17 protein-coding genes are annotated in these 16,233 nt (G+C 74.4%); 11 read left to right on the forward strand and 6 right to left on the reverse strand.

Going from position 1 to position 16,233, the window contains the following annotated elements; genetic code table 11:
* Positions 1–3: 3 nt before the first annotated feature.
* Positions 4–1,098: a succinyldiaminopimelate transaminase gene (gene dapC, locus ACFYMP_RS03720; RefSeq protein WP_388849952.1), complete on the forward strand. Its 1,095-nt coding sequence runs from the start codon at positions 4–6 to the stop codon at positions 1,096–1,098.
* Positions 1,099–1,277: 179 nt separating this feature from the next.
* On the opposite strand, the gene ACFYMP_RS03725 is transcribed toward dapC, so the two are convergent.
* Positions 1,278–1,670 (reverse strand): hypothetical protein, encoded by a 393-nt coding sequence (locus ACFYMP_RS03725; RefSeq protein WP_388849955.1) that lies wholly within the window; start codon positions 1,668–1,670, stop codon positions 1,278–1,280.
* 642 nt (positions 1,671–2,312) lie between these two features.
* Entirely contained in the window at positions 2,313–3,545 is a 1,233-nt protein-coding gene (locus ACFYMP_RS03730) for a hypothetical protein (RefSeq protein ID WP_388849959.1), read from the reverse strand.
* Between the two features lie 158 nt (positions 3,546–3,703).
* Here ACFYMP_RS03730 and dapE point away from each other — a divergent pair, with 158 nt between their 5' ends.
* Both dapE and ACFYMP_RS03740 read left to right on the forward strand, forming a co-directional pair.
* Positions 3,704–4,846, forward strand: coding sequence for a succinyl-diaminopimelate desuccinylase (dapE, locus tag ACFYMP_RS03735; RefSeq protein ID WP_388849963.1), 1,143 nt, complete (start codon positions 3,704–3,706; stop codon positions 4,844–4,846).
* 75 nt (positions 4,847–4,921) lie between these two features.
* Positions 4,922–5,671 carry a TIGR00730 family Rossman fold protein gene (locus tag ACFYMP_RS03740; protein ID WP_388849966.1) on the forward strand — a complete coding sequence of 250 codons (750 nt, stop codon included), beginning with the start codon at positions 4,922–4,924 and terminating at the stop codon, positions 5,669–5,671.
* A gap of 37 nt (positions 5,672–5,708) precedes the next feature.
* On the opposite strand, the gene folP is transcribed toward ACFYMP_RS03740, so the two are convergent.
* The gene (folP, locus tag ACFYMP_RS03745) at positions 5,709–6,569 is read right to left on the reverse strand and encodes a dihydropteroate synthase (RefSeq protein ID WP_388849969.1); all 861 of its coding nucleotides are present in this window, start codon (positions 6,567–6,569) and stop codon (positions 5,709–5,711) included.
* A gap of 199 nt (positions 6,570–6,768) precedes the next feature.
* On the opposite strand from folP, the gene ACFYMP_RS03750 reads away from it, so the two are divergent.
* The gene (locus ACFYMP_RS03750) at positions 6,769–7,131 is read left to right on the forward strand and encodes a DivIVA domain-containing protein (protein WP_388849972.1); all 363 of its coding nucleotides are present in this window, start codon (positions 6,769–6,771) and stop codon (positions 7,129–7,131) included.
* On the forward strand, positions 7,128–7,715 hold the full coding sequence (locus ACFYMP_RS03755; protein ID WP_388849975.1) for a DNA-3-methyladenine glycosylase I: 588 nt from the start codon (positions 7,128–7,130) through the stop codon (positions 7,713–7,715). Before ACFYMP_RS03750 ends, ACFYMP_RS03755 begins: the two co-directional genes overlap by 4 nt.
* Before the next feature lie 20 nt (positions 7,716–7,735).
* On the opposite strand, the gene ACFYMP_RS03760 is transcribed toward ACFYMP_RS03755, so the two are convergent.
* Positions 7,736–8,536, reverse strand: a complete 801-nt coding sequence (locus tag ACFYMP_RS03760) for an enoyl-CoA hydratase/isomerase family protein (protein WP_388849978.1) — start codon at positions 8,534–8,536, stop codon at positions 7,736–7,738.
* 395 nt (positions 8,537–8,931) lie between these two features.
* On the opposite strand from ACFYMP_RS03760, the gene ACFYMP_RS03765 reads away from it, so the two are divergent.
* On the forward strand, positions 8,932–9,099 hold the full coding sequence (locus ACFYMP_RS03765; RefSeq protein WP_003966491.1) for a DUF3117 domain-containing protein: 168 nt from the start codon (positions 8,932–8,934) through the stop codon (positions 9,097–9,099).
* A gap of 162 nt (positions 9,100–9,261) precedes the next feature.
* Here ACFYMP_RS03765 and ACFYMP_RS03770 read toward each other — a convergent pair whose 3' ends face one another.
* The gene (locus tag ACFYMP_RS03770; protein ID WP_388849981.1) at positions 9,262–9,864 is read right to left on the reverse strand and encodes an O-methyltransferase; all 603 of its coding nucleotides are present in this window, start codon (positions 9,862–9,864) and stop codon (positions 9,262–9,264) included.
* Positions 9,865–10,194: 330 nt separating this feature from the next.
* Between ACFYMP_RS03770 and sigE the strand changes: the two genes are divergently transcribed.
* From sigE to ACFYMP_RS03795, 5 genes are all read left to right on the forward strand, one after another.
* Positions 10,195–11,004, forward strand: a complete 810-nt coding sequence (gene sigE, locus ACFYMP_RS03775) for an RNA polymerase sigma factor SigE (protein WP_388850971.1) — start codon at positions 10,195–10,197, stop codon at positions 11,002–11,004.
* Entirely contained in the window at positions 11,001–12,068 is a 1,068-nt protein-coding gene (locus ACFYMP_RS03780; protein ID WP_388849984.1) for an anti-sigma factor family protein, read from the forward strand. The genes sigE and ACFYMP_RS03780 overlap by 4 nt, the downstream gene beginning before the upstream one ends.
* 140 nt (positions 12,069–12,208) lie before the next feature.
* Positions 12,209–13,414 carry a S1C family serine protease gene (locus ACFYMP_RS03785; protein ID WP_388849987.1) on the forward strand — a complete coding sequence of 402 codons (1,206 nt, stop codon included), beginning with the start codon at positions 12,209–12,211 and terminating at the stop codon, positions 13,412–13,414.
* Positions 13,415–13,619: 205 nt separating this feature from the next.
* Entirely contained in the window at positions 13,620–14,138 is a 519-nt protein-coding gene (locus tag ACFYMP_RS03790) for a sec-independent translocase (protein ID WP_388849990.1), read from the forward strand.
* A gap of 179 nt (positions 14,139–14,317) precedes the next feature.
* Positions 14,318–14,980, forward strand: coding sequence for a hypothetical protein (locus ACFYMP_RS03795; protein ID WP_388849993.1), 663 nt, complete (start codon positions 14,318–14,320; stop codon positions 14,978–14,980).
* 63 nt (positions 14,981–15,043) lie between these two features.
* Here ACFYMP_RS03795 and ACFYMP_RS03800 read toward each other — a convergent pair whose 3' ends face one another.
* A complete protein-coding gene (locus ACFYMP_RS03800) occupies positions 15,044–16,198 on the reverse strand; it encodes an Mrp/NBP35 family ATP-binding protein (RefSeq protein WP_388849996.1) in 1,155 nt (384 codons plus the stop codon).
* Positions 16,199–16,233 lie beyond the last annotated feature (35 nt).

Here is a 16,233-nt window from a genome sequence, read left to right on the forward strand (position 1 = left end):
ACCGTGTCTGTCTCCGACCTCCTGCCGGTCTTCCCCTGGGACAAGCTGGAGCCCTACAAGAAGACGGCCGCCGCCCACCCCGGGGGCATCGTCGACCTCTCCGTGGGCACCCCCGTCGACCCGGTGCCCGAGCTGGTCCAGAAGGCCCTGGTGGCCGCCTCCGACTCCCCGGGCTACCCGACCGTGTGGGGCACCCCCGAGCTGCGGGACGCCCTCGTGGGGTGGTGCGAACGGCGCCTGGGCGCGCGCGGGCTGACCCACCGCAACGTGCTGCCCGTGGTCGGCTCCAAGGAGTTCGTCGCCTGGGTGCCCACCCAGCTCGGTCTCGGCCCCGGCGACCGGGTCGCCTACCCGCGCCTGGCCTACCCGACGTACGAGGTGGGCGCACGCCTCGCCCGCGCCGGGTACGAGGTCTACGACGACCCGACCGAGCTGGACCCGGCCGGGCTCCGGCTCCTGTGGCTCAACTCGCCCTCCAACCCGACCGGACAGGTCCTCTCCAAGGAGGAGCTGACCCGCGTCGTGGCCTGGGCCCGCGAGCACGGCGTCCTGGTCCTGAGCGACGAGTGCTACCTCGAACTGGGCTGGGAGGCCGAGCCCGTCTCGGTCCTGCACCCCGACGTGTGCGGCGGCTCCCACGAGGGCCTGGTCGCCGTCCACTCGCTGTCCAAGCGCTCCAACCTGGCCGGCTACCGCTCCGCCTTCGTCGCGGGCGACGCCGGGGTGCTCGGCGAACTCCTCCAGATCCGCAAGCACGGCGGCATGATGATCCCGGCGCCCGTGCAGGCGGCCACCGTCGCCGCCCTGGGCGACGAGACCCACGTCCACGTACAGCGCGAGCGCTACGCGGCCCGCCGCGCCGCCCTGCGCGCGGCCCTGCTCGGCCACGGCTTCCGCATCGAGCACAGCGAGGCCAGCCTCTACCTGTGGGCGAGCCGCGAGGAGTCCTGCTGGGACACCGTCGCCCACCTCGCCGGCCTCGGCGTCCTCGTGGCACCCGGCGACTTCTACGGGGTGGCCGGCGAACGGCACGTACGGATCGGCCTGACCGCGACGGACGAGCGCGTCGAGGCGGCGGTACGCCGGCTCAACGCCTGAGCGGGCTCAACGCCTGAACACCTGGCCTGCCGGACGGCTCGGACGGTCGCACGGCCGGCCGCGGCCGTCGCACAGGCCGAGGGGCCCGGGGAGTTCGTGCTCCCCGGGCCCCTCGGTGCTTGGGTGACCCCGCTGTCCCGGCCACCGGCGCCGGCCGGTCGCCGCATCGGCGCGGAAGGTCAGCCGACCAGCGGCAGGTCGTTGGTCGAGAGGTTGTTGGACAGGCCGTGGGTCAGCCCGCCCTTGCCGCCGGTCACGCCGCCCACCGCGGAACCCGCGGAGCTCGCCAGGTCGCCGGTGGTGTGGCTGGTGGCCGGGGTGGCCGACTTGCCGGCGTGCCCGACCAGCTTCTTGACCTCGGGCGCGGCCTCCTTGACGGTCTTGTTGCCGGTCTTGGCGACGCTCTTCGTGGCGCCGTCCAGCGTCTTGGCGACCGCCTTGCCGTCCAGACCGAGACCGCCCAGGGGCAGATCGGCGGCGCTCGCGGTGCCGGCCGCACCGATCACGGGTGCGGCACCGGCGGCGATCAGCAGGGCGGCACTGGCGATCCGGCGGGTCAGGGGGAGGGACATGATGCTCCTTCGGCGGAAGAACGGTGGGGCGTCGGGGCCGCGGCGGCCCTCGGACGCCCTGACTACCGCTCGAAGCACCCGAAGGTTGCGGTGACGCAAAGTAAAGAATTGGTAATGCGTCGCATTATCGGTCTCGGGGGGAAACGGCCGGAAGGTGGCGCGAGACGCCGCGCGCGCCGCCCGCCGCCGCGGCCCGGAACGCCGCGCCGCCAGGGCTTTCTCCCCTGCCACCGGGCCCCGGCCGCACCCGGCGCACGGCGCCCGGTGCGCCCCTGTGCCACGCCCGCACGCCGCCCCGCACGTCCTTCGTACGTCCTTCGTACGGGTGAGGCGCCGCACTCCTGAGCAGCACGCGCCGCGGGGGGCTCCCGGGGCCGGTGAGGCGCGGACGTCCCCTCACCGTGTGGACGGCGCCACGGATCAGTGCGTCCGGGGGGTGTCCGGGGGTCGGGGCCGGGCGGGTCGCGGGGGCGGGCGCGGTGCGTCGCGGGGCGCCGGAGCGGCGCGGCCGAGGTCTCCCCGCCCGAACGACGTGGAAGAGCCCGGGGAAGGGGGCGCTGCGGCAACGCGGTGTGGGGCCCCGCCCTGAGGGCGCTCCCCGCCGGCCGTCGCGACCCCGGGCAACGCCCCCCTGACACCCTCTCAGGGCGCGGTGACGATGCGGACGTCCGCCGTCTCCCGCGCGGCCTCGCCCGGCGTTCCCCCGGGGTTCTTCGCGTCCCCGGTCGTGTCCCGGCCCGCGCTCGCGCCCCGTGCCCCCCGCGCCGCCCGGTGCCAGTTGTGGCCCGCGTCGCGCGAGGTCCAGGAGCGGCCGGCGTAGGACACCTCGGAGATACGCAGCACCGAGGCGTGCGCCACCGCCCACTGGGCGAGTTCCCAGCCCCGCCGCTCCTCGCCCGCCGCCCGTGCCCCGCGCGGCTCGGCGACCGGCACGCGCACCGTCCCGCGGCCGCTTCCCGGGGCGGACGCCGGGACCGCGCCGGCCGCTGCGGGGCCCACAGCCGCCGGGGCGCCGGCGAGGGCACCGGAGCCGCGCACCGCCGCCCGCCCGGCCCGCGCGGCCTGCGGCGGGGCGAGAGGCGCCGCCACCGCGCTCGCGCCGGAGGCCCGTGCCGGTACGTCCACGACCGCGCCGTGCGGGGAGCCCGGAGGGGTGGGCGCGGGGGACTGCTTCGCGTCCTTCCCCGGGCCGCCCGGCAGCACGGCCCGGCCGAAGGCCCGTGCCAGCGCCGCGCGCACCCGGGCCGGGTCCCCGTGGCCGGGCGGTACCGTGCCCGCGCAGGTCAGCGCGGCGGCGGCCCGGCCGGTGAGCGCGGCCGACAGCAGCGAGGCGTCCGGCTCGTGCTTCGCGTAGGCGTCGGGGAAGGCCGAACGCTGCACGCGCTGCGCCGCCTCGGTCAGCGGCAGACTCGTGTAGCGCGGCACCTTCACGAGCCGCGCGTAGAACTGGTTCGCGGCGTACACCGGGTCCATGACCTGCGTCCGCGTGCCCCAGCCCTGGGAGGGCCGCTGCTGGAACAGGCCCAGCGAATCCCGGTCCCCGTAACCGATGTTGCGCAGCCCCGACTCCTGCAGGGCGGTGGCCAGCGCGATGGTCACCGCCCGCTCGGGCAGCCCCCGCGAGGTGCCCACCGCCGAGATGGTCGCCGCGTTCACCGCCTGGTCCGCGCCGAACTCGTAGGTCTCGCCGTCGCCGTTCGCGGACACCACCCGGCAGCCGTGCGCGGAGTGGTCGCCGGTCGTGTACTGCACGACGGCGTACCCGCCGAGCGCGCACAACACCGCCAGACCGCTTCCGGCACGCAGCAGCCGACGGCGTCCGGGGCGCGGGGCGCGGGACGGGGGAACGGAAGGAGATGCCTCAGCCACGCCCATAAGGTACGCGAGTTCCGGCCGGGTTCCGGGCCTCGTACCGCCCGCGTCGCCGGGCCGTTCCACCCCCTTCGCCGGGCCGTTCCACCGCCTTCGCCGGGGCGCCCCGACCCCGCGCGGGGTACCCGGAAGGGGCCGTGCCCAGGCGTTACGCTCGCTCCATGTCCGACAACCCCACCGGTGACACGCCGGTCAAGAAGCCCGGCACCAAGATCGCCCCGGCCGGCCAGGAACCCCGTCTCGACCTGGGCGCGGACGCCGCCGTACTGACCGCGGCCCTCGTCGACTTCCGCTCCGAGAGCGGGCAGGAGGGGCCGCTCGCCGACGCCGTCGAGGCCGCGCTGCGCGCCCTGCCCCACCTGACGGTCGACCGGTACGGCAACAACGTCGTGGCCCGCACCCACCTCGGCCGCCCCGAACGCGTCGTGCTCGCCGGTCACCTCGACACCGTGCCCATCGCGGACAACGTGCCCTCCCGGCTCGACGAGGACGGCGTGCTGTGGGGCTGCGGCACCAGTGACATGAAGTCCGGCGTCGCCGTGCAGCTGCGCATCGCCGCGACCGTCCCCGCGCCCAACCGCGACCTGACCTTCGTGTTCTACGACAACGAGGAGGTCGCCGCGCACCTCAACGGGCTCGGCCACGTCGCCGAGGCCCATCCGGACTGGCTGGCCGGGGACTTCGCGATCCTGCTCGAGTCCTCCGACGGGGAGATCGAGGGCGGCTGCCAGGGCACGCTGCGGGTCCACCTGCGCACCGCCGGGGAACGCGCGCACTCCGCGCGCTCCTGGATGGGCTCCAACGCCATCCACGCCGCCGCGCCGATCCTGCGGAGGCTCGCCGAGTACCAGCCGCGCCGCCCCGTCATCGACGGACTGGAGTACCACGAGGGCCTCAACGCCGTCGCGATCGAGGGCGGAGTCGCGGGCAACGTCATCCCCGACGCCTGCACCGTCACGGTGAACTTCCGCTACGCGCCCGACCGCACCGACGCCGAGGCCCTCGACCACGTGCGCGAGGTCTTCGCCGGCTGCGGGGTCGCCGAGTTCGAGATCGACGACCACAGCGGGGCCGCGCTGCCCGGACTCTCCCACCCGGCCGCCGCCGCGTTCATGAAGGCCGTCGGCGGCACGCCGCGCCCCAAGTTCGGGTGGACCGACGTGGCCCGCTTCAGCGCCCTGGGCGTACCGGCCGTCAACTACGGCCCCGGCAACCCCCTGCTCGCCCACAAGCGGGACGAACGCGTGGACACCGCCACGATCCTGGCCGTCGAGGAACGCCTGCGGAACTGGCTGACCGCCTGACCGTCATCCGCGCGTGCACCCGGCGTCACGTGCGAAGACCTACCCTGGGCGGACCGAAGCAGAGAGGGGAGCGCTATGGGCAGTCTCGAATCGAGCGGGCCGGTGGAGGAACAGCGGCTCGGACCCGTGGTGCGCAGGCGCGATCAGGTCCAGCCGGGGACGACCGACCAGCGGCTGCTGGACTCGCGCGGTGGCACCGACTGGGTGCACACCGATCCCTGGCGGGTCATGCGGATGCAGTCCGAACTCGTGGACGGATTCGGCGCGCTCGCCGAACTCCCGCCCGCGATCAGCGTGTTCGGCTCGGCCCGGACCAAGCCCGAGGCGCCCGAGTACGCGCTCGGCGTGCGCATCGGCAAGGCGCTCAGCGAGGCCGGTTACGCGGTCATCACCGGGGGCGGTCCCGGCGCGATGGAGGCCGCCAACAAGGGGGCCTGGGAGGCGCAGGGCGTCTCGGTCGGGCTCGGCATCGAGCTGCCCTTCGAACAGGGCCTCAACCCGTACGTCGACATCGCGGTCAACTTCCGCTACTTCTTCGTACGGAAGATCATGTTCGTCAAGTACGCCCGCGGTTTCGTGGTGCTGCCCGGCGGCCTCGGCACCCTCGACGAGCTGTTCGAGGCGCTGACCCTGGTCCAGACGCAGAAGGTCACCCGCTTCCCGATCGTGCTGTTCGGCACGGAGTACTGGGGCGGCCTGGTGCACTGGCTGCGGCAGACGGTCATCGCGCAGGGCAAGGCGTCCGAGAAGGACCTCGACCTCTTCCACCTCACCGACGACGTGGACGAGGCGGTGAAGCTCGTCACCAAGGAGGCCGGCCGCTGAGGGGCCCTCTCTCTCCCGAGCGGGGCGGGGGCGCGGCTCAGGCCAGCCCCCGCCGTGCGACGGCCGGCTCCCGGTGCCCCGCGATCGAGGCGACCATGTCGAGCACCTGGCGGGTCTCGGCGACCTCGTGCACCCGGTACACCCGCGCGCCCAGCCAGGCCGAGACCGCCGTCGTCGCGAGGGTCCCCAGCAGCCGCTCCTTGACCGGCCGGTCCAGGGTCTCCCCGACGAAGTCCTTGTTGGACAGCGACACCAGCACCGGCCAGCCGGTCGCCGCCATCTCCGGCAGCCGCCGCGTCGCCTCCAGCGAGTGGCGCGTGTTCTTCCCGAAGTCGTGTCCCGGGTCGATCAGGACCGACTCCCTCGGCACGCCCAGCGCGACCGCCCGCTCGGCCAGGCCCACGGTCACCCGCAGGATGTCCGCCATCACGTCCTCGTACGCCACCCGGTGCGGACGCGTCCTCGGCTCGGCCCCGCCCGCGTGCGTGCACACCAGGCCCGCCCCGTACCGCGCCGCGACCTCGGCGAGCTTCGGGTCCACCCCGCCCCACGCGTCGTTGAGCAGGTCCGCGCCCGCCTCGCACACCGCCTCGCCGACCTCGTGGCGCCAGGTGTCGACGCTGATCACCACGTCGGGGAAGCGGCGCCTGACCTCGGCGACGAAACCGACGGTGCGCCGCGTCTCCTCCTCGGCCGAGACCTCCTCGCCCGGACCCGCCTTGACCCCGCCGACGTCGATGACGGCGGCGCCCTCCGCGACGGCCCGCTCGACCCGCGCCAGGGCCTGCGCGTCGCCGAAGGTCGCCCCCCGGTCGTAGAAGGAGTCCGGGGTCCGGTTCACGATGGCCATGATCACCGGCTCGTGCGCGGCGAACTCCCGGCGGCCCAGACGCAACATTCCGGCGCACTCCACTTCCGGCCTCCCGGCCCCTGCCCACGGCCCCCAGGCCCGTACCGCCACCCCGGCACTGGCAAGGGGTGACCGCCTGCGACCTTAACCGGCGCCCGCTCATGGCACGATCGTCACCCGGAGGTTTCGGCACCGCCGTACCCCGGAGGAAGACGCAGCGACACACCGACCGTGGGGACCCGGGAAAATGGTCATGTTTTGGTTCTTGGTCATCGCGCTCGTCGTGGTGGTGGCCGCCGTGACGCTCGCGGTACTCGGCCACGGCGAGGGCGCGGTCCTGCCCGAGGCGCCCCCGGAACGGCTCCACGACCCGCTCCCCGCCGACCGGCCCGTGCACCGCGCCGACGTCGAGACCCTGCGCTTCCCGCTCACCCTGCGCGGCTACCGGATGAGCGACGTGGACGACGCGCTCGCCCGCCTCGGCGCCGAACTCGCCGAACGCGAGGCCCGCATCGCCGCGCTGGAGGAGGCGCTCGCCGCCCCCCGCCCCACCGCCCCGGACGGCGCGCACCGCGATCCGCGCGGGGCCGGGGAGGGCGGCGGCAGGTGAACGGCGGAGCGCTCCCGGGCCCCGACGGCCGGCCTCGCTGCCCGTGGGGGCTGTCCACCCCCGACTACCTCGCCTACCACGACGAGGAATGGGGCCGGCCGGTACGCGGGGACGACGCGCTGTTCGAACGCCTCGCGCTGGAGGCGTTCCAGTCCGGGCTGTCCTGGATCACGATCCTGCGCCGCAGGCCCGCCTTCCGCGCGGCCTTCGCCGGCTTCCGCACCGCCGCCGTCGCCGGGTTCACCGCACAGGACCGGGAACGCCTGCTCGCCGACCCCGGCATCATCCGCAACGGCCGCAAGATCGACGCCGTCCTCGCCAACGCCCGGCTGCTGGCCGACTGGCCGGCCGGTGAACTCACGTCCCTCGTGTGGTCCTTCGCCCCCGCCCCGGGCAGCCGCCCGGCGCCCCGCACGACCGCCGACGTCCCCGCCGTCACCGAGGAGTCCACGGCGCTCGCGGGGAGCCTCAAGAAGCGGGGGCTGCGCTTCGTCGGGCCGACCACCGCCTACGCGCTCATGCAGTCCTGCGGACTCGTGGACGACCACCTGACGGCCTGCGTGGCGCGCGGCCTCGGGCGCTGACCGAGCCGCGCGCCCGCGGCTCAGCGGCCCAGGTAGACGGGCTTCTCCTTGGCCAGGAAGGCGCGTACGGCGATCGCGTGGTCCTCGGAGGAGCCCGCGTGCGTCTGGAGCTCGTCCTCCTTCTCCAGCGCCGCGTCGAGGTCGCTGGAGGCGGCGAAGTGCAGCGAGCCCTTGAGCGAGGCGTACGACACGGTGGGGCCGGAGGCGAGGGTGCGGGCCACCTCCAGCGCCGTCGCGGCCAGCTCCCCGGCCGGTACGAGACGGTTGGCGATCCCCAGCTCGTACGCCTCGCGCGCGCTCACGTTCCTCGGGAAGAGCATCAGGTCCGAGGCGCGGCTGTGGCCGATCGCCCGCGGCAGGGTCCAGGAGAGACCCGAGTCCGCGGTCAGCGCGACGCCCGCGAACGAGGTGTTGAAGGCGGCGGTGTCGGCGACCACGCGGTAGTCGGCGGCCAGCGCGAAACCGAAACCGGCCCCGGCCGCGACCCCGTTCACGCCCGCGACGACCGGCTTGGGCATCCCGGTGATCGCCTTGACGATCGGGTTGTAGTGCTCGCGCACCGTGCTCATCGTGCCGCCGTCGCCGCCCTCGCGGTCCGCCATGAGGTTCTGGACGTGTTCCTTGAGGTCCTGGCCCACGCAGAAGGCGCGGCCACTCGCGGTCAGCAGCACCGCCCGCACGTCCCCGTCCACGGCGGCCGACTGGAGCGCGTCCCGCAGGGCGACCTTCGCCTCGGTGTTGAGCGCGTTCATGGCCTCGGGACGGTTGAGCGTGATCGTCGCGAGGCCGTCGGTCACGTCGTAGAGCACGGTGTCGGCCATGAAAGGGGTCCCCTCGGGGTCGGCGTCCCGCCGACCTCTGCGTCGGCCGGGCTGTACCGCCCCATCATCGTCCGCGCCGCGCCCGTACGGCATGACGGAGATCACCTCGCGCCCACCCGGACCGTCCGGTGTGAGCCGCGTCGCAGGGCGAATGTGACCTGCGTCTAAATAAATCCGGGCCCCGGGGCCATGGGAAGCGGGGCAGTATCGCAGCCACATCGCCGAATTGAGTGGTTTTGATCAAGCGCGTTGCGCAAGCGAGGCCGGCCGATGTTGGTCATCGGGGTCAACCATGCGGGATAATGGCCTAGAAGCAATGTGTTCGATGCCGGTGAGGCAGCGCCTGTCATGGGGCCGCCGGCTGCGATGAGCTGGTTTCAGGAAGGGGAACGAGCATGGCGGCCATGAAGCCGCGAACGGGCGACGGCCCGCTCGAGGTGACCAAGGAGGGGCGGGGCATCGTCATGCGCGTTCCGCTCGAAGGCGGCGGTCGACTCGTCGTCGAGCTGACCCCGGACGAGGCGGACGCCCTGGGCGACGCGCTGAAGAAGGTCGTCGGCTGACACCTCCGGCAGGGCCCGGCCACGACACCGTGACCGCCGAGCACGCCACCACCTTGTCACTGCCCCGGTCCGCCCAGCGGACCGGGGCAGCGGCATGTCACGGGACGGCGTGAGGGCCCGCGCCGTCCCGGACGGCGCGGGCCCTCAGATCCCGGAAACGGCTCAGCGCACCACCGCGCACAGCAGGCCGTCGCCCACCGGGAGCAGCGAGGGGATCAGGTCCGGGTGCTCGCGCACGACCCGGGACAGGTCGCGCAGCCGGGTCACCTCCACGGGCTGCGGGCCGGGGCCGAAGGTCCTGCCGTCCGCGAACAGCCCCTCGAAGCAGACCAGACCGCCCGGCCGCAGCAGCCGCAGCGCCTCCCCGAGGCACTCCAGGCACTCCAGCCGGTCCCCGTCGCAGAACACGAGGTCGTAGCCGCCGTCCGCGAGGCGGGGCAGGACGTCGAGCGCCCGGCCGGGGATGAAGCGGGCCCGGTTGCCGGCGAAACCGGCCGCGCGGAACGCCTGCTTGGCGAACTGCTGCCGCTCCGGCTCCGGGTCCACCGTGGTCAGCACCCCGTCGGGCCGCATCCCCCGCAGCAGGTGGATGCCGGAGACCCCGGTGCCGGTGCCGATCTCCGCGACGGCCTTCGCGTCCACCGAGGCGGCGAGCAGGCACAGTGCGGCGCCGGTCCCGGGGGACACCGGGCGCAGCCCTGCCTCGTGGGCCCGGTCCCTGGCCCACAGCAACGCCTCGTCCTCGGCGACAAAGGCGTCGGCCAACGCCCAGCCCGTCTGCCGGTTGCCGGTAATGAGCCTCTCCTTGCCCAGTAGTTGCCTGGCCGTGACTGTATCCGTTGGCCAAGGGAACCCGCAGATGGGACCGGACGTTAAGAGAGCGTGAAGTCAGCCCCCGGACAGGGGCGCGGCGAAGCGGCGAGGTCAGGACCCGGCCGAAGGAGGCTGAGCATGCGGGAAGAAGGCGGTACGGCACTGGCCGCGGTCCCGCGTCCGCGCCGGTCGTACGGGGTGCGGCCACGGGCGCTGACGTGGACCCCGGCCCCGGTGAATCCCGGCAAACTCCCTTATCCGGAGCTAACGGTCCGTATGGCTATGGTGGGTGCTCCACTGGACACCACCACCAGAGCCGACAGGGGAGGTGCGGCCACGACTGGTGACCGCGGAGGAGCGCCCAGGCGCTTCGCCGGGGCGTCGGCCGGGCCGAAATCTGTGACCGACACCGCTGACCGATCCCTTCCGCAGGCCGCCGCGGCCCGCGAGGGTGCTCCCGCCGCTGACTCCGCACGGACCGCGACCTTCGCCGCTGATGCGGAATCGCAGGCGTGGACCCCGCCCACCTGGGAGGAGATCGTCAGCACGCACAGCGCCCGGGTCTACCGGCTCGCCTACCGGCTGACGGGCAACCAGCACGACGCGGAGGACCTCACCCAGGAGGTCTTCGTGCGCGTCTTCCGCTCGCTGTCCACCTACACCCCCGGCACCTTCGAGGGCTGGCTGCACCGCATCACGACCAACCTGTTCCTGGACATGGTCCGCCGCAAGCAGCGCATCCGCTTCGACGCGCTCGGCGACGACGCGGCCGAGCGGCTGCCCAGCCGCGAGCCCTCCCCGCAGCAGGTCTTCCACGACACCCACTTCGACGCGGACGTCCAGCAGGCGCTGGACACCCTCGCCCCGGAGTTCCGCGCCGCCGTCGTGCTGTGCGACATCGAGGGCCTGTCCTACGAGGAGATCGCGGCGACCCTGGACGTGAAGCTCGGCACCGTCCGCAGCCGCATCCACCGGGGCCGTTCGCAGCTGCGCAAGGCCCTCAAGCACCGTTCCCCCGAGGCCCGCGCCGAGCGGCGCGGACTCCTGGTGAGCCCGGTGCCCGCGCTGGGAGGGGGAGGCGCGAGCGCGTGAGTGGATCACGTCCCCACGCCGCCCGGGGCGGCCTGTCCGAGCAGCACCTCGGGGACCGGCTCGCCGCCTTCGTCGACGGCGAGCTGGGCCACGACGCCCGCGAGCGGGTCCTCGCGCACCTCGCGACCTGCCCGCGCTGCAAGGCGGACGCGGACGCCCAGCGCCGCCTCAAGAGCGTGTTCGCGCAGACCGCGCCGCCGCCCCCCTCCCAGAGCTTCCTGGAGCGCCTTCAAGGGCTTCCCGGAGGCCCTGGGTCAGACCCCGCCGGACCCCTCGGCGGCGGACCGGGCTGGACCGGGGACCGGACCGGCGCCCCGGCGGGCCGCCGCCCGGGAACCCCCGGGGCCCTCGTCCCCTCCGCGCCCTTCGGCGGGCTGAGCGGGCCTGTGCACCCGCCGCACCACCCCGGCCGCCTGCCAAGCGGCGCCATGCCCCCGGGCGGGCCGGGCGGCTTCCCGTACGCCCCCGCCCGTCCGTCCTTCGCGCCCGGCCGCTCGCCGCTGGCCCCCGCCCCCGCGCTGGCCGGCGAGGGACGCGGTTTCCGCGTCCACGAACTCGGCCGCCCCGGAGCGGGCGAGCCGGCCCGTCCCGCCTCGCGCGGGCGCCGCTTCGCCTTCGCCGCCGCCGGGGCCGTGTCCCTGGCCGCCCTCGCCCTCGGCGGGGTCTCCTCCGGTGCCCCCACCGACGGCCCGGCCGAGGCCCGGGGCAGCAACGCGACCCCGCAGCGGGCGCAGAGCGTCCTCGGCATGCCCGGCGAGAGCACCCGGCGCCGCACCACGGGCGGCCCAGCCCCGCTCGCCGCGCAGGGCGGCACCCGGGGCGCTCCCATGCGGCCCACGCTGCTCTCGGCGCCGCTGACCCCCGGCGGGGCCACCCCCCAGGTCGCCGCCGCCGTGGTCCGGCCGCCGCTGCTGCCCGGCTCCGCGCCCGTCTACAGCGCCGCCGCCCTACGCACCCCGCCGCACTCCGTCCCGGACACCTTCCTGCGTCCGCCCGCCGAACAGGCGCAGCCGGCCACCGCCGAGGGCCCGCCGGCCCCGGCCGCCCTGCCCCCCGGGCGCTGAGCCCGCGGCCCCCGCGAGCCCGAGCCCGTTCCGGGCCGGGCCCGGAACGCGCCGTCCCGCGCACCTGATTCAATCTCCTGTGACCCGTCCCTGACACACCAGGGGCGGGCGAGGCCAGCGGCGGGAGCGGCGGGAGCACCATGGACAAGGGCGAGAGTCCGGCGCGGCCGGACCTGTGGGCGCGTTACGACCCCTGGGCCGCGCCCGCCCCGCAGGACGCGCCCCCGCCGCCCCCGGACGGCCCCCGGCAGCGCCGCGGGCGCCGCCGCCTCGTCCTCGTCGTCGCCCTCGTCTCCCTCCTGGCGGGGACGGCCGGGGGAGCGACGGGGGCGCGCTACGAACGCGAGGGCGGTTCCGGGACCCTCGTCCTGCCGGAGGCCGCGCCCGCCCCCGGCGACCGGCCGCCGGGCAGCCTCGCCGACCTCGCCGCGCGCACCCTGCCGGGCGTCGTGACTCTGCACGCCGACGGGGACCGCGAGTCCGGCACCGGCACCGGGTTCGTCCTCGACCGCCGGGGCCACATCCTCACCAACAACCACGTCGTGGCCCCCGCGCTGGACGGCGGGGACCTCGCCGTCGTGTTCGGCGGCGGGCAGGGCGTGCGCGCCGAGGTGATCGGCCGGGACGCCGGGTACGACCTCGCGGTGGTCCGGGTGCGCGGGGTGCGGGGGCTCACCGCGCTCCCGCTCGGCGACTCCGACCAAGTCCAGGTCGGTGACCCGGTCGTCGCGGTCGGCTCCCCGTTCGACCTGGCCAACACCGTGACCTCCGGCATCATCAGCGCCAAGGAGCGCCCCGTCACCGCGGGCGGCGAGAGCACGGGCGACGGCGTCGCCTACGTGGACGCCCTCCAGACCGACGCCCCGATCAACCCCGGCAACTCCGGCGGGCCCCTCGTCGACGAGCGGGGCCGGGTCATCGGAATCAACAGCGCCATCCGCTCCGCCGACGGCACGGGGGCGGACGAGAAGCAGCAGGCGGGCAGCGTCGGCCTCGGCTTCGCGATCCCCGTGAACCAGGCCCGACGCGTCGCCGGGGAACTCATCGAGCACGGTCACGCCAGCCATCCCGTGATCGGCGTGAGCCTCGATCCGCGGGCCGACGGAGAGGGCGCCAGGATCGCCGCGGGACAGCGCGCCGTCACCCCGCACGGCCCCGCCGACCGGGCCGGGCTGCGCCCGGGAGACCTCGTCACCCGGGCCGACGGCCGCCCCGTCACCTCGGGCGACGACCTCATCGTGCGTATCCGCGCCCACCGCCCCGGCGACGAACTGCGCCTCACCTACCGCAGGGGCGGCCACGAGCACGTCACCCGCCTCACACTCGGCTCCTCGGAGGACTCCTGAGGTCCGCCCGGGGAGCGGGGAAACCCGAGGTCAAGAGGGGGCAAAGAGACGGGAAACGGTCGGTTCCGAAGCAGGACGATGCGATGTGTGACACAACTTGGCGAGGGCTGGGCGGTACCGGTATGTCGGGGTGGCCGGGTACCGTGTAGCAGGCCCGGACCACGGATGGCCTCTGTGGTACGAGGACATCGCGAGGAGCTATCAGGTGTTCAATGACATTGGTGTGTTCGAGGTACTGACCCTCGTCATCCTCGGCGTCCTCATCTTCGGTCCGGACAAACTGCCCAAGGTGATTCAGGACGGCGCCCGGATCATCCGGAAGATCCGGGAATTCTCCGACAGCGCCAAGCAGGACATCCGGGACGAACTCGGACCCGAATTCAAGGATTTCGAGTTCGAGGACCTGAATCCCAAGAAGTTCGTCCGCAAACAGCTCGCGAACGGCGGCGACGACCTCGGTCTCGCCGAGATCCGCAGCAGCTTCGACCTCCGCAAGGAGATGACCGAGCTGACCGACGCGATGACCGGCCGGGAGACCGAGTCCGAGGACGAACCGGAGATCACCGCCCCTGCCGCCCGGCCCGCGATCGACCTCGGCAAGCAGTCCGTGCCCGGCAGCCGCGCCGACCTGAGCAAGGCCGACCTGGACAAAGCCCCGGCCAAGGCCGACCTGACCAAGCCCGCCGCGCCGGTCCGCCCGCCGTACGACGTCGACGCGACCTGAGCGGTAACGCCCCCGTTTCGCCCCCGTCCGGGCGGCCCGCGCTTTTCACCCGAAGCGCCGTGCCCATTCGTGTTCCGCCCGCGTCGTTCGCACCGCCACGTACCCGGCCCGGCCGGGCGGGTGGCTATCCTGCCTTGCCGGGGCTCTCGCCCCGGGAACAGCAAGGAGGCGGCGGCGCAATGGAGACGACGAGTCGGGTGGACGAACAGCCACCCGCCGCGAACGACGGAAAAGCGCGCCAGCCCGCGGGCCGACGTACGGAAGAGTTCTACCGCCGCGCCGATTTCCCCTGGTACGGGCTGGACGCGGCGTACACCGGGCCCCGCTGGCTGATGCAGGCGGCGGTCGCCGCCGACGGGGCCGTCGAGCACGGCGCGCTCGGCCACGGCGAGGAGCCCTCGGTACGCACCGAGGCGGGCGCGGACAAGGAACGGTTCGTCGCGGTGGTCACCGTCGCCGCGCACCCCGGCCGGCGCACCGCCGACGGCACCGGGGTCCTGGAGGCCACGACGGTCTCCTCCGCCGCCTGGCTCGCGGGCGCCGGACTGCTCACCGTGACCTGGCCCGGACAGATCGACCACACCCTGCGCGACGACTGGCTCGACCAGCAGACCGAGGCCGCCTGGGAACTCGCCGACGACCTGGAGGGGGAGCACTGGTCCACGCTGACCCTCCCGGTGGACGGCGCCCCCACCCCGTTCCACTACCGCGAGTCGGAGTACGGCTGGGTCCTCGCCGGGACCGCCGAGGCCCACGGAGTGCACCTGGGGGCCTACGGACGCGGTATGAGCGCCTACGGTCTCGCCTTCAGCCAGGTCGAGAACCTCGACGACTACTGCTGAGCCCGCGCGGGCACGGGAGAGGGGGCGGGCCCACCGGGCCCGCCCCCTCTCCCGTGGCCGGGGTCAGAACTTGTTGCGCGGGGTGATCCCCAGCGACATGCCGGACAGTCCGCGCGCCCGGCCGCCGAGCTTGCCCGCGATGGTGCGCAGCGCGCTGCCGGCCGCCGACTCGGGGTCGGAGAGCACGACCGGCTCGCCCGAGTCGCCGCCCTCCCGCAGCCGTACGTCGATGGGGATGGAGCCGAGCACCGGCACCTGGGCCCCCGTGGTCCTCGTCAGGCCGTCCGCCACGAGCTGGCCGCCGCCGGTACCGAAGATGTCGACCATCTCGCCGCAGTGCGGGCAGGGCATCCCCGACATGTTCTCGACGACGCCGACGATCTTCTGATGCGTCTGCACCGCGATCGAACCGGCCCGCTCGGCCACCTCGGCCGCCGCCTGCTGCGGGGTCGTCACCACCAGGATCTCGGCGTTCGGCACGAGCTGCGCCACGGAGATCGCGATGTCACCGGTGCCCGGCGGCAGGTCCAGGAGCAGGACGTCCAGGTCCCCCCAGTACACGTCCGCGAGGAACTGCTGGAGCGCGCGGTGCAGCATCGGCCCGCGCCACACGACCGGCGCGTTGCCCGGGGTGAACATCCCGATCGAGATGACCTTCACGCCGTGCGAGGACGGCGGCATGATCATGTTCTCGACCTGGGTGGGACGGCCCTCCGCGCCCAGCATGCGGGGCACGCTGTGACCGTAGATGTCCGCGTCCACGACCCCGACCTTGAGCCCGTCGGCCGCCATCGCCGCCGCGAGGTTCACCGTCACCGAGGACTTGCCGACACCGCCCTTGCCCGAGGCCACCGCGTACACCCGGGTCAGCGAACCGGGCTGGGCGAAGGGCACCTCCCGCTCGGCCTGGCCGCCGCGCAGCGAGGACGCCAGCTCCCGGCGCTGCTCGTCGCTCATGACGTCGAGGGAGACCTCGACCCCGGTGACCCCGGCGACCGCGCCGACCGCCTCCGTGACGTTGCTGGTGATGGTGTCCCGCATCGGGCAGCCCGAGACCGTCAGGTAGACCGTGACCGCGACCGAGCCGGTGTCCGAGACCTCGACCGATTTGACCATCCCCAGTTCGGTGATGGGACGGTGGATCTCGGGGTCGTTCACCGTCGCGAGAGCCGCCTGGATCGCGTCCTCGCTCGGCCGTGTGGGCGTGTCGGTAGCCATACCGTCGATGGTACGGCGCCCCGCGCTACGCCCGG

It is taken from the genome of Streptomyces sp. NPDC007088 (assembly GCF_042869355.1).
Classification (GTDB): domain Bacteria; phylum Actinomycetota; class Actinomycetes; order Streptomycetales; family Streptomycetaceae; genus Streptomyces.